General features: G+C 72.1%; 12 protein-coding genes. 3 read left to right on the top strand and 9 right to left on the bottom strand.

Annotation, left to right across the window (positions count from 1 at the left end):
- Positions 1–187: 187 nt before the first annotated feature.
- Positions 188–652 carry an Rrf2 family transcriptional regulator gene (locus tag AB0K35_RS20690; protein WP_091407884.1) on the bottom strand — a complete coding sequence of 155 codons (465 nt, stop codon included), beginning with the start codon at positions 650–652 and terminating at the stop codon, positions 188–190.
- Between the two features lie 279 nt (positions 653–931).
- Here AB0K35_RS20690 and AB0K35_RS20685 point away from each other — a divergent pair, with 279 nt between their 5' ends.
- Entirely contained in the window at positions 932–1600 is a 669-nt protein-coding gene (locus AB0K35_RS20685) for a YceI family protein (protein ID WP_238667323.1), read from the top strand.
- 69 nt (positions 1601–1669) lie between these two features.
- On the opposite strand, the gene AB0K35_RS20680 is transcribed toward AB0K35_RS20685, so the two are convergent.
- The 4 genes from AB0K35_RS20680 to AB0K35_RS20665 all read right to left on the bottom strand — a co-directional run bounded on the left by AB0K35_RS20680 (position 1670) and on the right by AB0K35_RS20665 (position 6146).
- The gene (locus AB0K35_RS20680; protein WP_112582692.1) at positions 1670–2554 is read right to left on the bottom strand and encodes an acyl-CoA thioesterase II; all 885 of its coding nucleotides are present in this window, start codon (positions 2552–2554) and stop codon (positions 1670–1672) included.
- Positions 2551–3999 (bottom strand): pyruvate kinase, encoded by a 1449-nt coding sequence (gene pyk / locus AB0K35_RS20675; RefSeq protein WP_112582693.1) that lies wholly within the window; start codon positions 3997–3999, stop codon positions 2551–2553. Before pyk ends, AB0K35_RS20680 begins: the two co-directional genes overlap by 4 nt.
- A 269-nt stretch (positions 4000–4268) precedes the next feature.
- Positions 4269–5651 carry an FAD-binding oxidoreductase gene (locus AB0K35_RS20670; protein ID WP_363886885.1) on the bottom strand — a complete coding sequence of 461 codons (1383 nt, stop codon included), beginning with the start codon at positions 5649–5651 and terminating at the stop codon, positions 4269–4271.
- 132 nt (positions 5652–5783) lie between these two features.
- Complete coding sequence (locus AB0K35_RS20665) at positions 5784–6146, bottom strand: YciI family protein (protein WP_091407872.1); 363 nt, start codon at positions 6144–6146, stop codon at positions 5784–5786.
- A 241-nt stretch (positions 6147–6387) separates the two neighbouring features.
- On the opposite strand from AB0K35_RS20665, the gene AB0K35_RS20660 reads away from it, so the two are divergent.
- On the top strand, positions 6388–7260 hold the full coding sequence (locus AB0K35_RS20660; protein ID WP_238667325.1) for an aldo/keto reductase: 873 nt from the start codon (positions 6388–6390) through the stop codon (positions 7258–7260).
- Between the two features lie 24 nt (positions 7261–7284).
- Here AB0K35_RS20660 and AB0K35_RS20655 read toward each other — a convergent pair whose 3' ends face one another.
- From AB0K35_RS20655 to AB0K35_RS20645, 3 genes are all read right to left on the bottom strand, one after another.
- Positions 7285–7677 carry a hypothetical protein gene (locus AB0K35_RS20655; RefSeq protein ID WP_238667326.1) on the bottom strand — a complete coding sequence of 131 codons (393 nt, stop codon included), beginning with the start codon at positions 7675–7677 and terminating at the stop codon, positions 7285–7287.
- A gap of 14 nt (positions 7678–7691) precedes the next feature.
- Positions 7692–9896, bottom strand: coding sequence for a M48 family metalloprotease (locus tag AB0K35_RS20650; protein WP_363886881.1), 2205 nt, complete (start codon positions 9894–9896; stop codon positions 7692–7694).
- Positions 9897–10070: 174 nt separating this feature from the next.
- Positions 10071–10859: an alpha/beta fold hydrolase gene (locus tag AB0K35_RS20645; RefSeq protein WP_363886878.1), complete on the bottom strand. Its 789-nt coding sequence runs from the start codon at positions 10857–10859 to the stop codon at positions 10071–10073.
- A 204-nt stretch (positions 10860–11063) separates the two neighbouring features.
- On the opposite strand from AB0K35_RS20645, the gene AB0K35_RS20640 reads away from it, so the two are divergent.
- A complete protein-coding gene (locus tag AB0K35_RS20640) occupies positions 11064–12422 on the top strand; it encodes a pentapeptide repeat-containing protein (RefSeq protein ID WP_363886875.1) in 1359 nt (452 codons plus the stop codon).
- 41 nt (positions 12423–12463) lie between these two features.
- On the opposite strand, the gene AB0K35_RS20635 is transcribed toward AB0K35_RS20640, so the two are convergent.
- The gene (locus AB0K35_RS20635; protein ID WP_238667330.1) at positions 12464–13045 is read right to left on the bottom strand and encodes a TetR/AcrR family transcriptional regulator; all 582 of its coding nucleotides are present in this window, start codon (positions 13043–13045) and stop codon (positions 12464–12466) included.
- Positions 13046–13176 lie beyond the last annotated feature (131 nt).

Genomic DNA, 13176 nt, shown 5'->3' with positions numbered 1-13176 from the left:
GATGGGACGCGAACGGGCGGTGCGCCGGGTCAGCGGCCAGGTGGCGCGGGCCGGCAAACGAGCGGCGGCAATCCAGGCACGCAGGGCCAGGGGCCAGGCGACGCCAGGCCGGAAACCTGGTCGGCGTGCGGACCCAGGCGAAGAAGGCAGCGACCAGGTGGCGTGAAGCCGGGAGCGGAACCGGCGCTCAGATCCAGGCGCGCGGGTCGGCGGCCAGCTCGGTGACCCGCGCGGGCAGGGTGCCGGCGGCGACGTCGGCGACGCTGACCAGTTCCAGGATCTCCCGCTCGCTTGCCCGTAGCGCGATCCAGACTTCCTGGAGGGCATGTGCCGGACCGTGGTAGCCGAGCTGCTCGGGGCGTTGCCCGCGTACGTGGGCGAGGGGCCCGTCGATCACCCGGATGACCTCGGCGAGGGAGATCTCCTCGGCGGGGCGGGCCAGCCAGTAGCCGCCCTCCGGGCCGCGCTGGGCGTGCACGATGCCGCCTCGGCGCAGTTGGAGAAGGATGCTCTCCAGGAACTTCGGCGGGATCTCCTGGGCGCGGGCGATCTGGTCGGCCGTCACCGGCCGACCGCGCCCGGGGCCGCTGGCCGTCGCGGCAAGCTCGGCGGCCGCACGGAGGGCGTAGTCGACCCGAGCGGAGAGGCGCATGTCGGCAAGGTTAGTCGCTGGTCAACCGGGCGGGCGGGCGACCCTCGGCCGATCGGCCACGCATCGATGGAAAGTAGCGCCGCCGGCACCCGATCGGGACCGATGAACGGCCGCCGGTAGGGACCGGTGAAGTACGTCATGATCCACCGAACGGTGGCGGCCGAAATGCCGGTCCGGAGCGTCCCTATGCTGGGCGTGACTACGAATGTCTGGCCGTTTACCCGGCCGCCAGCACCATATTGATAAACACCCGGGTGTGCTCGGGGGGAAGGCAACACGATGACCGATATCGCCACACGCACCTGGGACGGCATGACCATCCCGGTGGCCGGCTCCTATCTTCTCGATCAGGCGCACAAGCGGATCGGTTTCCTGTCCCGGCACATGATGGTGAGCCCGGTGCGCGGCGAGTTCGCCGAGGCCACGGCGGAGATCTTCGTGGCGGAGGACCCGCTGCTCTCCTCGGTGACGGCCACCATCATGTCGGCCAGCATCACCACCGGAAGCGTCGACCGGGACACGCATCTGAAGAGTGCCGACTTCCTCGACGTGGAGCGTTTTCCCACCCTCGAATATCGAAGCACCGGCATTAAGTGGCAGGGCAACGAGGACCCCATATTCCAGTGGGCGCGTCTGCGCAACCACCGGTTGGGCGGACGAGGCAGAAGTCACATTGTTCCGCCGCAGTCCGACGGTATTCCCGGACGATTCGTCCTCACCGGTGAGTTGACGGTGAAGGGGATCACCCGGGCCGTCGACCTGGAGGTGAATTTTGGTGGTGCTCGTCAGGATCCGTACGGGCAGAACATCTTCGGGTTCAGCGCGACGGCAGAGATGAACCGTGAGGACTACGGCCTGCTCTGGAATGTCGTCCTGGAGAGCGGCGGGGTGCTGGTCGGCAAGACCGTGCAGATCGAGATCGCCGGCGAAGCCATCTACCAGGCCTGAACCACGTCATCCCCGCCAGTTGCCTGGCGGGGACGAGTGACGATCAAGCGGCGGAGATGAGCCAGAGCGTCAGGCTCCGACGCGGCGCAGCAGACCCTCCTGGACGGCGCTGGCGATCTGCTGGCCGTCGGTGGTGAACATCCGGCCGGTGGCCAGCCCGCGCGCGCCGGACGCCGATGGGCTCAGGCAGTCGTAGAGGAACCACTCGTCGGCCCGGAACGGCCGGTGGAACCACAGCGCGTGGTCCAGGCTCGCGCCGACCAACCCGCCCGGCCCCCACACCTCGCCGTGCGCGGAGAGCACCGAATCCAGCAGGGTGAGGTCCGAGGCGTAGGTGAGCGCGCAGGCGTGCAGCAGGGGGTCGTCGGGCAGTTTGCCGTCGATGCGCATCCAGACGCGCTGGTGCGGGTCGGCGGGCCGGTCGCCGGGGCGGACCCAGCCGGGCTCGCCCACGTAGCGCACGTCGATCGGTCGTGGGATCTGACCCCAGATGCCCAGCCGCTCCGGGTAGCGGGAGAGCCGGTCGGTCATCGTCGGCACGTCCTGCGGCGGTGGTACGTCCAGCGGGGCCGGGGCCTGGTGGTCCAGGCCCTCCTCGGCCCGCTGGAACGACGCCGACATGAAGAAGATCGGCTTGCCGTGTTGGAGGGCCACCGCGCGGCGGACCGAGAAGGACCGGCCGTCGCGGATGTTCTCCACCTCGTACGCGATCGGTTCGACAGGGTCGCCGGGGCGGACGAAGTAGCCGTGCAGCGAGTGCACGAACCGCTCCGGGTCGACGGTACGGCCGGCGGCGACCAGGGCCTGACCGGCGACCTGACCGCCGTACACCCGTTGTGGGCCGACCGGGGGGCTCATCCCCCGGAAGGTCATTTCGCCGGTCGGGTCGAGGTCCAGCACTTCCAGCAGCTGGTCCACCGCCGCCTGGCCGACCGCGACCCGACCGTCGCTCACTGCAGGGCCCGCGCCGACGCGGCGTCGACAAGCGAGCCGAGCTGGTGTACGCGCAGCGTGTTGGTCGAGCCGGGGGTGCCGGGCGGGCTGCCCGCCACGATCACCACGTAGTCACCGGGGTTGGCCCGGTCGAGGCCGAGCAGCGCCTGGTCGACCTGGCGGAACATGTCGTCGGTGTGCTGCACGAACGGCATCAGGAAGGTCTCCACGCCCCAGGTGAGGGCGAGCTGGTCGCGCACCTCGGGGACCGGCGTGAAGGCCAGCAGCGGCAGGTCGCAGTGCAGGCGGGACAGCCGTCGCACGGTGTCGCCGGTCTGTGAGAACGCGACGAGCGCCTTGGCGTTGATGGCCCGGGCGATCGACGAGGCGGCCACGGTGAGGGCGCCACCGTGGGTACGCGGGTCGTGCTGCAGGCGCGGCACCCCGATGGAACCGGCCTCGGTGGTCGTCACGATCTTGGCCATGGTGCTGACAGTGAGCACCGGATACTTGCCGACGCTGGTTTCGCCGGAGAGCATCACCGCGTCCGCGCCGTCGAGCACCGCGTTGGCGACGTCGGAGGCCTCCGCCCGGGTCGGGCGGGAGTTCTCGATCATGGAGTCGAGCATCTGGGTGGCCACGATGACGGGCTTGGCGTTCTCCCGGCACAGCTGCACGGCGCGCTTCTGCACCAGCGGGACCTCGTCCAGTGGCATCTCGACACCGAGGTCACCGCGGGCGACCATGACGCCGTCGAAGGCCAGCACGATGGCCTCCAGGTGCTCCACCGCCTCCGGCTTCTCGACCTTGGCGAGCACCGGCCGGAACACGCCCTCCTCGGCCATGATCCCGTGCACGAGCTTGATGTCCTCGGCCGAGCGGACGAAGGAGAGCGCCACCAGGTCGACACCGAGACCCAGGGAGAAGCGCAGGTCCTCGGCGTCCTTGTCCGACATGGCGGGCACACTGACCGCCACGTTGGGCAGCGACACGCCCTTGTTGTTGGAGACCGGGCCGCCCTCGGTGACGAGGCAGCGGATGTCGTTGCCGGTGACGTCGGTGACCTCGACGGCGACCCGACCGTCGTCGATCAGCAGCCGGTCACCGGGCTTCACCTCCTGCGGCAGCTTGCGGTAGGTGCAGGAGACCCGCTCCTTGGTGCCGATGACGTCGTCGCCGGTGATGACGACGGAGTCACCGGTGCGCCACTCGTGCGGGCCGTCGGCGAACCGACCGAGCCGGATCTTGGGGCCTTGCAGGTCGGCGAGGACGGCGACCGGCTTACCTGTTGCCTCCGACGCCTCCCGGACCAGTCGGTAGACCGCCTCGTGGTCGGCGTGGCTGCCGTGGCTGAAGTTGAGCCTCGCCACGTTCATGCCGGCCTCGACGAGACCCCGGATGCGCTCCGGGGACGAGGTGGCGGGACCAAGAGTGCAGACGATCTTCGCGCGGCGTGTCACGCCCATCAGGCTAGTCTCTCCTTCAGGTCGGACTCAGGGCCGACCCCTTGCAGGCAGTGGAGCAGGTGTCCAACGACGCGCGGTGCGCGTCGGGCCGGCGGGCGGAACCGCACCGGGAACGTTGTGGCGACGGGCATCAGCGACCGCGCGCCGGGAATCGTACGCCTCCGTCGGCGTGCGCTGTCGGGGTGCTCCCGGCGGCGGCTCACTCCGGGTGCCCCGAGCACGGCAGGTGACGGCTCATTCCGGGTGCTCCGGGGGCCGCGGGCGACGCCTCATTCCGGATGCCCAGAGGGTGGCAGGGTGGGCACCGCGTGCAGCAGGTCGCGGGGGTCGTAGCGGCGCTTGGCCCGGCGTAGCCGCTCCCAGTTCGCGCCGTAGGCGAGCCGGACCCGGTCGGTCTCCTCGGGGGCGAGCAGGTTGGGATAACCACCGGGCAGGGCACGCGGGGCGAGCGCCGCCGAGGTCCGCTCGGCCCACTCGCGGTGCGGACCGGCCTGGTCGCCGGGCGCCCACACCGCGATGATCTCGGCCATCAGGTGATCGGTGCGCAGCCCGAACGCCGTGTCGGCCTGTCGGACCCGGCTGGCCGCGCCGTGGAAGTGGTGCACTGCCAGCGCGGAGAACGGCGAGGTGACCTGCCGGGCCGCGTCGACGAGCGTGTCCACCGTGCCGTCGGTGAGCGCTGGCAACCACCGGGTCCGCAGCAGGTAGTGGTTGCCGTCGACCATCCCGCCGTCGAACATCCGCAGCGCGTCCGCGTACGGCATCGGGCCGATCTGGTCGACCAGCGGGGTGCCCAGCGCGCGCAGCCGGTCCATCCACTGCCCCCCGGCGTCCAGGTCGGGGCCGCTGTAGAACGGGCAGACGAAGATCACCGGCTCGCCGGCCGGGCCAGGCAGGAAGCCGGTCATCACTGTCAGCTCGTCCGGGGCCTCGGCGACCAGCGCGCCGTAGCCGCGCAGCACGGCCGGTGCCTCGGAGAGCGCGAACATGATCATGCCGGCCAGCACGCCGGGCAGCCGGTGCGCGCGGAAGCGCAGCTCGGTGACGATGCCGAGGTTGCCACCGCCGCCGCGCAGCGCCCAGTACAGCTCGGCGTCGTGGCGGGGGTCGGCGGTGACCCGGCGGCCGTCGGCGAGAACCACCTCCGCGCCGAGCAGGCTGTCCACCGCCAGGCCGAACCGGCCGCACAGCGGGCCGTACCCGCCGGCGAGGGTGAGCCCGGCCATTCCCACGCCGCCAACCGTGCCGGTGGGCACCACCAGCTCGTAGGGGCGGGCCGCGGCGAGCAGCTCGGCCGCCGTGACGCCGCCGCCGATGGTCACGGTGGCCGCGTCGGGGTCGACCTCGACGGCGCGCAGCCCGGTCAGGTCGAGCGCCAGAGCGCCGTCGCGCAGCGCCCGGCCGGCCCAGTCGTGCCCGCCGGAGCGGACCGAGAGGGGCAGGTGGCACCGGGTGGCGACGCGGACTGCCTCGGCCACCTCGTCGGAGTCCCGGCACTGGGCGACCAGCGCGGGCGTGCGCGCCACCGCGCCGTTCCAGAGCTGGGTGGTGGCGGCGTAACCGGGATCGCCCGGCTCGTGCAGCCGGTCGCCGAGCAGGGCCCGCAGTCGGGCGGCGGCTGACGCGACATCACCGGTGGCGGCGGAGATCATGGCGACTCCTCGACCGGGGCCGACCCACGACACCGGGTACGCCCCGGCGGCGGCCCGCGCTGGGCGCGACCGTAGCACCGGCGGGCGGGTGAGCGCCGTCGCCATCACGACAGCCACCGATGGACCGGTGACTCAGCTACCCGCCTTGACCAGCGGAAATTCCAGGGAGCCGGCCGGGCAGAGGAAGGTCAGCACCTCCACCCGGTAGAGCCCGGCCTGCACCGCCGGGTCGGCCTCCAGCACGCTGCGGACATCGTCGACGCTGCCGGTGCGGGCCAGCCCGAAACCGATCGGCGGGTCCGGCTCGCGCGCCGGCCCGTCCACCGAGCCGGCGACCAGGACGATGCCGCGGCGCTGCAACGCCTGCATGTGTTCGGCGTGCTCGGCCTGCAACCGCTGCACGGTCTCCGCGGGCAGGGCCCGCCCGGCCGCGCCGGGATAGATCACGATGCACTCGTACGTGTCGAGCGCGAAGTTGACCTGCGGCACTCCCATGGGTGCTCCCCTCGCCGTCGCGCCGGAACGCACCGGCTCCGGCCAGCGTCGCACGGCCACCCCGGTCGTACCGGGCGCTCCCGCCAACTCGGGTCGGCGCGCTGACGGCGTGTCCGCGCCCACAGTCGGCCGACCGGCGGCATGGCTGCGGGGTTCCGGGGGATGATCCATCGGTGGCGGGTGGGCACTTCACGCCCGCGCTGTCCACGCCCGCCACGACGAGACGATTGGGGATCGGGCAATGGCGACAAATATCAGTGAGCAGCCCGCGAAGGCGTCCGGCACGTACCGGATCGGTGGCGATGTCACAGTCAACCGGCTCGGCTACGGGGCCATGCAGATCACCGGCCCGGGTGTCTGGGGTGACCCGAAGGACCCGGCCGAGGCGGTTCGCGTGCTGCGCCGTGCGGTCGAGCTGGGCGTGACGTTCATCGACACCGCCGACTCGTACGGGCCGTTCGTGTCGGAGTTGCTGATCCGGGAGGCGCTGCACCCGTACGCCGATGACCTGGTCATCGCGACGAAGGGCGGGTTCACCCGATCCGGGCCGGGCGACTGGCGGGTGGTGGGCCGCCCGGAGTACCTGCGTCAGCAGTGCGAGCTGAGCCTGCGCCACCTCCGTCTGGACAGCATCCCGCTGTACCAGCTGCACCGGATCGACCCGAAGGTGCCGCTCGCCGATCAGCTCGGTGAGCTGGCCCTGCTGCGGGAGGAAGGCAAGATCCAGCACATCGGGCTGTCCGAGGTGAGCGTCGCGCAGATCGAGGAGTCCCGGGCGATCACCACCATCGCGTCCGTGCAGAACCTGTACAACCTGGCCAACCGCAGCGCCGAGGACGTGCTGGAGTTCTGCGAGCGCAACGACCTCGCGTTCATCCCGTGGTTCCCGATCGCGACCGGTGAGCTGGCCCGACCGGGCGGCCCGCTGGACGCCATCTCCACTGCGCACGGCGCGTCGCCCGCGCAGCTCGCGTTGGCCTGGCTGCTGCGCCGCTCGCCGGTGATGCTGCCGATCCCCGGCACGTCCTCGGTGGCGCACCTGGAGGAGAACGTGGGCGCTGCCGACGTGCGACTCACCGACGACGAGTTCGAGGCGCTCGCCAAGGCGAGCTGACCCACCGTTCCGGACGCCGTCGGGTCACCCGGCGGCGTCCGGGCCTGGCTCGCGGGCGGCGCGCAGCGCCTCGGTCGCCTGGGCCAGCAGGCGAGCGGAGTCGGTCCGCCCGCTCACCTGCAACTCCACTTCGGTGTCTCCCGCCTGGATCCGGATGCTGGCCTCGGTGCGCTGCTGGTCCACCCAGGACTGGAGCAGGTTGAACAGCCCGGGAAGCAGCCCCTGGGCGAGCACCGCGATGATCACCGCGTCGCTGAATCCCGGCCGGCCCCCGCCGCCGCCGGCCGGGCGGACTCCCGGCCGGTACTCGGGGCGGCGGTGGATCCAGGTCAGCAGGTCGACCGACGGAGGCTGGCGCTGCCGGGGGCTGATGGTCAGCCGGACGGGTAGCCGGGCTGCGGTGTCGCTGTCGGTCACGGTCTGTCTCCCGGTCAGTCGGCGGCGGGTCGGAAGGTCACGTTGTCCCCGTCGGCGGTGGCGACGCCCGTGACCGTGAACGCGGTGTCGTCAGTGAACGGTGAGCTGCCGCCGAAGTAGGTGGTGGTGCCACTGGCCTCCACCCTGCCCTGGGTCTCGGTCGGGGTGGAGACCTGGGCGCTGGCTGGGCCGGTGAGTTCCACGGCGAGCTTCGGATACTCCAGGATCTTCCAGGTGATCTTCTGGGTGGAGCCGCCGTAGTAACGGAACGGGCAGCCCGGCGGGGCGGCGACCTTCTGCTTGGCGCACTCGTCCAACCAGGCGCGTACCTGCGCCTCGACGGCCTCGGTCGCCGCCGGCTTGAGCACCGGCGCCAGTTGCAGGACGGCGGCGGTCTCCCCCGGGCCGACCAGCATCGTCGTGCTCGGCGTCTCGCTGAGCGCACTGGACGGGCCGGTCGCTGTGTAGCCGCCGGGCAACAGCACCAGCGGGGCACCCTCGGTGGCGACAGGCAGCTCCACCCCGTTGAGCCGTACCCCGGGGTCGGCGATCGCGGCGTTGAGCGGGGTCGGCCCGCCGCTCAACCGCCAGCCGTGGAACAGCCCGGCGGTGGTCTCGTCCTCGCGGCGCAGGGTGAGGGCGGCGGTCTCCCGCGCGTCACCCAGCCGGTACGCCACTGTGGCTCTGGCGCTGTCGCCGTCGCGCTCCAACGAGCTGATCTCGACGTCGGTCGGTGGTTGGTAGCCCTTGCCCCGCAGCAGTTGAGCGAGCAGCTTGGTGTCGGTGTCGCTGCCCTGGTCGGTCAGGTAGCCGAGCGCGGCCTCGCTGTCCCGATCGGCGAGCGCGGAGAAGTAGCCGTCGATCGCCGCCTGGGGCCGGAAGAACGCCCACTGCACCACGCCGAGTCCGCTGGTGCCGAGGCAGGCGGCCAGTGTGAGGGCGCCGACCAGCAGCCAGGTGCGGCGGGTGCCGACCGGACCGGAGCTGTTGAACAGCCCGTCGACGGTGACGGGCTGACCCGCCCCGGCGGGCGAACCCGCCAGCGGCGCCCGCTCCAACGCGTCGAGCCGCAGCTCGTGCGGCGGGTGGGTGGCGCAGACCGCCTCGTCCCAGCCGCTGCGGCCGGTCTCGAAGGACAGCCGTCGTTCCAGGATGCGCCGCAGGCCGTCGACGTGCCCGGTGAGCACCGCGCCGAGGTCGGCCCGGTACTCGGCCGCCCGCACGTCACGGGCGTGCAGTGGCAGCACCACGTACCGCATGGTGAGCAGCACCGGCCAGAAGAACACGAAGACCACGAAGTTGGTGCCCGGGTGTGGGAACGTCCGCATCAGCCAGGTCGGCAGGGCGTGCGCGAGGGTCAGTGGCAGGCCGACACCGCGGACGAAGGCGCTGGTGATCTCGTCCCCGGTGCGCCAGTGCACCAGCTCGTGGCTGAGCAGCGCGGCCACCTCGTCGTCCGGTTCGCCCAGCACGGCGGTGGTGACCACCACGTGCCGAGCGTACGTGCGCGCGTTGCTCAGGACCGGGTCGTCCTCCATGAGCAGCCTGGGCACGCTGGGCAGGCCGAGCCGTCGGGCGCAGTCGTCGAGCACGGGGCGCAGCCGCGCGTACTCGCGGCGGCTGGGCTGGCGCGCACCCGAGACGACAAGCAGACGGGGTTCGAGCAGCACCCGGTACAGCGTGTAGAGGACCCCGATCAGCGCCGCCGCGACGACAGTGCCAATCAGGCCGGTGAGCAGCGCGAAGGGCTCGTCGGCTACGCCCATCCAGGGCAGGGCCAGCACGGCGAGGAAGCCGACCAAAAAGCCGATGGCGAAACCGGCGATGCCGCCGAGCAACCCGCCGGAGCGGGTCAGGAACGCCTCGGTCAGCGAGCCGATGAGCGGGGCGTCGCGCAGCACCTGGGGCAGCTGGTCGTCGGCGCCGGTCCCGACGGCGAAGAGCCCGACGATGCCGAACGTGAGGCCGCCCCAGAACGCCAGGAGCAGCGCCACCGGCAGGTAGAACCAGGTCGCGAGGAACGCGCCGAGCACGCCGCGCCAGTCCCGCAGGATCCCGGCGCGCAGCCAGACCAGCGCGCTGGGATAGCCCGGTGGGCGGTCGGCGAACCCGCCGGTGGGCGGCGGGGTGTCGGCCGACGGCGGTTGGGCGGCCCGGACGTCGAGCTGCGGCACTGTCGGCGGGGTGTTCTCCGGCGGCACTGTGGGCGGCTCGGTCATGAGCGCTGCTCCCTCTCGGAGGATGGCGTCCACTGTCGGGAATGGACAGCCGGAGCAGGCTATCGAGGGCATCTGATGTCTGCCACACCGTTTGGGGGAATCGTCGCGCACCCGACACTCACCGTCGCGGGCCCGGTGCGGCGGTCCCCTCCGGGACCGCCGCAGCGCAGCGGGTCAGAGCGCGAGGCAGTTGGGTCGCACCGGGCCGTCGACCAGGGCACCACGCACGATGGTGTACGCCGTGCCGTCGAGCACCAGGCCGAGGTGCCCCACCACCCGCAGCGGGCAGTACGCCTGGATCAGCACGTTCGTCGCACCGTCGTTGACGGCGGCGTTCCCGGTCGGCCGGACCAACTCGTCCTGCACTGTGCGGATGGTGGTGTAGCGCACCGCGCCCGGGGTGTCGTCGCCGTCGTTGAGGTCGGCGAGGAACGCCGAGCCGATGCTCATCTGTTGGCAGGCCACCACGCCGGCGCAGCTGCCCAGGCCCAGGAACGCCACGATATTGGCGACGTACGTGCCGTACTGCGGTGTGCCCAGGCTGACGTAGCGGCCGACGGTGGCGGTGCCGCCGAGCCGCTTGAGGTAGTACCGGCTCACCAGACCCCCTTCGGAGTGGGCGACGACGTCCACCGTCGCCGCGCCGGTGTTGGCGCGGACCTGGTTGACGTAGCTGGCGAACGCGCGGGCCGAGGTGGGGATGTCGCCGAGGCCCAGCCCGGGCAGTTGGTAGATGAAGGCGCGGTAGCCGTCGGCGCGCAGGCGGGCGGCGATCGGCTCGTACGCGACGGCGACGCCGCTGAGCCCGCCGACCACGATGACGGGGTTGGCCGCCGCGGCGGCGGCGAAGGGTGTCGTGGGGGCGGCGGTGGCCGGGGCGGGGGCGGCGTTCGCCGTGGCGGTGGACGTGAGCAGCGCGGCGGTGGCGAGGGCCAGGACGAGGGCGGTCTTTCGGAGCAGCATCGCTGCACCTCCGGGGGGAGGCGCCCGGCGAACCGGGCAGGTGGGTGGGGGTGTCCGGTCGACCGTGCGACGATCATCCCCGCAACAATTCAGAAACGTCAATGACTTGTTACGCGTCGGTAACCCGTTGTTCCGACGGAGGCGTAAACGGTCATACCGCCACGCTCCATATCGGACACCGGCGCTGCCTGGCATGCTGTGGCCGTGGCTGTCGACGAACCCACCGAGCGCGAGCTGAGGGTGATGCCGTGGTGGCTGGTCCTGGTCGGCCTGCTCGTCGCCGTCGCCCTGGGCTGGCTGGTGCTGGACCTGCTGCTCACCGAGGCCGACCGGGCCAGCCAACCGGACACCCGCGCCACGCTGCGCATCGACGCGATCCGCACCGGCCTGACCGTCGTCGCCGGCACCGGCGGAGGGCTCGCGCTGCTGCTGGCCGCCCGCCGCCAGTGGATCGCCGAACGCGCGCAGCGGCACCAGGAGAACGTCGCCACACGGGACCAGGTGCACCGGGACCGGGTACAGGCACACGCCGAGGCGGTGGCCGAGGCCGCGCAGCGCCACCAGGAGCGGCAGTCCGGGGCCGCCGAGCACGACGCGGCGGAGCGTCGACTGACCGAGCTGTACACCCGGGCGGTCGAGCTGCTCGGCAACGACAGCGCGGCGGTACGCCTCGGCGGTCTGCACGCGCTGGAGCGCCTCGGTCAGGACAACCCGGGGCAGCGCCCGACGATCGCGGCGGTGCTCTGCGCGTACCTGCGGATGCCGGCGTCCGACGGCGAGCCGCGCGAGACGGAGGTCCGGCGCAGCGCGCAGCGCGTGCTCACCCGGCACCTGCGCGCTGACGACGCGGCCCACTGGCCGGAGCTGACGCTCGACCTGGCCGGCGCCACGCTCATCGACTTCGACGCCGCCGGCTGTACGCTCGTCGACGCGAACTTCACGGCGGCGGTGTTCACCGGTTCGACCACCTTCGCGGGCGCGACGTCGCGGGGGCGGCTGCTGTTCGGTGCGGCGACCTTCGGTGACGTGGTCTTCGACGGGCTCGTGGCCGACGGCGAGGTCGTCCTCGACGGCGTCCGCGTCGGCGGCGCGGCCAACGTCGACGGCGCCGCCTTTCCCGGCGGTCTGTCCTGTCGGCGAGCCAGCTTCACCGGCCCGACCTCGTTTCGCCGGGTGACCTTCGGCCAGCCGACCAGCTTCGACCTGACCCGCTTCGAGGACGTCACCTCGTTCCGCGAGGCCGTCTTCGAGGGCGCCCTGTCGATGGAGCACACCGAGTTCGGCCGGTCGGCCAGCTTCCACGCCGTCCGCTTCACGAACATGGCGCTGTTCCGCTGGACGGTGTTCGGCGCGGAGGCGCTGTTCGACAGGGCCCGTTTTCTCGACGCGGCGAACTTCGGCCGGGCCCGGTTCCACAGCATGGCCAGCTTCCGCGACACGCAGTTCAGCCGGCCGCCGCAGGTAGAGCAGGCCCGGGCGGTGGCCGATCCCGGCCACCGCTGGCCGGCGGACACGACAGTGGAACGCCTCGACGACGAGTGGCTGCTGCTGGTCGACCGCTGACCGGTCGGACGGTCGTCAGCGCGGCGCGGCCGACTGGGCCGTCAGCGCGGCGTGGCTGGTGGACGCAGGCCGTCCAGTGCCACGCCGAGCACCCGGTCACGCTGCTCGGGTGACGGGAACTGGGCCATGGTGAGACCACTGATCAGCCGCACCACGTCGTCGAAGCCGATGTCGCCACGGACCACACCGGCGTCCTGTGCGCGACGCATCAGCGGCTCACCGGCGGAGAAGATCTCCGCCCGGCAGCTGGTGAAGATCTCGGAGTCGTGCAGCAGTTGCTCGGCGAGCGCCCGCTTGGTGGCGACGTACGCGACGAAGCGGTGCAGCCAGGCGACGAGCGCGTCCCAGGGCGGCAGCTCGGCCAGGCCCTCGGCGGAGTGGCACAGCGCCCGGACCTCCTCGACGTAGACGGCCTCGAACAGGTGCCGGCGGGTCGGGAAGTTGCGGTAGAGCGTGCCGATGCCCACGCCGGCCCGGCGGGCCACGTCCTCCAGGGAGGCGGCGGCGCCGTTCTCGGCGAACGCCTCGCGTGCCGCCACGATCAGGGCGTCGTAGTTACGCCGCGCGTCGGCCCGCTTGGGCCGCTGGGCGAAGACCTCGGGCGCCTGCCCCGCGCTGGTCATGACGTGCGTCACCTCACTCTATTTGCATCCGGAGGACGCCCTCCGCTAGCTTAGCGGAGGCACCCCTCCGGAATCCCGGAGGGGTGCCTCCGGTTACTCTACCTCGGGACCCGCCCGATCGCCGCCTGGCC

The organism is Micromonospora sp. NPDC053740 (assembly GCF_040677775.1).
Taxonomy (GTDB): domain Bacteria; phylum Actinomycetota; class Actinomycetes; order Mycobacteriales; family Micromonosporaceae; genus Micromonospora; species Micromonospora alfalfae.
Note: the sequence above shows the minus strand (reverse complement) of the source record. Positions and strands in the feature narration are given on the sequence as shown.

Excerpts from the sequence above, each read along its gene's own strand:
- AB0K35_RS20635 (WP_238667330.1), bottom strand. The coding sequence starts at position 13,045 with ATGACCAGCGCGGGGCAGGCGCCCGAGGTCTTCGCCCAGCGGCCCAAG.
- AB0K35_RS20670 (WP_363886885.1), bottom strand. The coding sequence starts at position 5,651 with ATGATCTCCGCCGCCACCGGTGATGTCGCGTCAGCCGCCGCCCGACTG.
- AB0K35_RS20650 (WP_363886881.1), bottom strand. The coding sequence starts at position 9,896 with ATGACCGAGCCGCCCACAGTGCCGCCGGAGAACACCCCGCCGACAGTG.
- AB0K35_RS20685 (WP_238667323.1), top strand. The coding sequence starts at position 932 with ATGACCGATATCGCCACACGCACCTGGGACGGCATGACCATCCCGGTG.
- AB0K35_RS20660 (WP_238667325.1), top strand. The coding sequence starts at position 6,388 with ATGGCGACAAATATCAGTGAGCAGCCCGCGAAGGCGTCCGGCACGTAC.
- AB0K35_RS20665 (WP_091407872.1), bottom strand. The coding sequence starts at position 6,146 with ATGGGAGTGCCGCAGGTCAACTTCGCGCTCGACACGTACGAGTGCATC.
- AB0K35_RS20690 (WP_091407884.1), bottom strand. The coding sequence starts at position 652 with ATGCGCCTCTCCGCTCGGGTCGACTACGCCCTCCGTGCGGCCGCCGAG.
- AB0K35_RS20645 (WP_363886878.1), bottom strand. The coding sequence starts at position 10,859 with ATGCTGCTCCGAAAGACCGCCCTCGTCCTGGCCCTCGCCACCGCCGCG.
- pyk (WP_112582693.1), bottom strand. The coding sequence starts at position 3,999 with ATGGGCGTGACACGCCGCGCGAAGATCGTCTGCACTCTTGGTCCCGCC.